Raw genomic sequence first — 810 nt, 5'->3', positions numbered from 1 at the left:
TTTTTTGAAAGGATTGTGGAGCGTGCGGCGCGTGAAGCTCCCGCCGTCAGCTTCGAATTTCGGCCTCCCACCGACGACAACGTGGACCTTCTCCGACGCGGCGACGTCGATCTTCTAATTCTTCCTGAAATTTTCATATCGAACGCTCATCCTCGAACGAAATTGTTCGACGATGTACACGTGTGTGTGGGCTGTCGCTCAAACAAACAGCTGTTACAGCCACTTACAATCGAAAGATACATGTCGATGGGGCACGCTGCGGTGAATTTCGGGAATACCCTCAGGCTAGGGATCGAGGAACAGTATTTGCGCGAGCACGGTCTCAATAGACGTATCGACGTCCTCGTACAGGGCTATAGCATGCTCCCGCCGATAGTTTCAGGGACCGAGCGTATAGGAACCATGCCCTTACGGCTGGCACAGCATTTCGAAAAGACACGGTTGCCCCTCCGAATCGTTGAGCTTCCGCTGCCACTACACCTTCCATTCACCGAGGCCGTTCAATGGCCCGCGCCCCACAACAGTGATCCGGCAAGCCTCTGGATGCGCGAAATGCTATTCGAAGAGGCGTCTCGTATGGTTTCGCCGCATGCCACGGCCGAGCCTCTCGTCGACCCGGCCCAGCACGAGTATAGTCTGGCCCACCTCTGATCCGCGAACTTCATCGGAGCCCGGACAGTAGAGTTGGCGGCGTGGCACCCTTGCTGGCGAGACGCGTCAATTCTGCCGGTACGGTTGTCCCCTCCCCGCAGCATTGGCGGCCGCGTCGATCACGGAGGAATATCTGTCTGGATCGCCCCGCGGCGCTCG

Annotated in this window: 1 protein-coding gene; it reads left to right on the top strand. The window is 57.7% G+C overall.

Annotation, left to right across the window (positions count from 1 at the left end; genetic code table 11):
- Positions 1 to 651 (top strand): LysR substrate-binding domain-containing protein (locus tag V8P77_RS34695; protein WP_335916762.1); only part of this gene is annotated, 651 nt, incomplete at its 5' end.
- Positions 652 to 810 lie beyond the last annotated feature (159 nt).

Source organism: Rhizobium aouanii (assembly GCF_037002925.1).
In the GTDB taxonomy this organism is placed as follows: Bacteria; Pseudomonadota; Alphaproteobacteria; order Rhizobiales; family Rhizobiaceae; genus Rhizobium; species Rhizobium aouanii.
The sequence above is the reverse complement of the archived record's forward strand: the minus strand, read 5'-3'. Positions and strand labels throughout refer to the sequence as shown.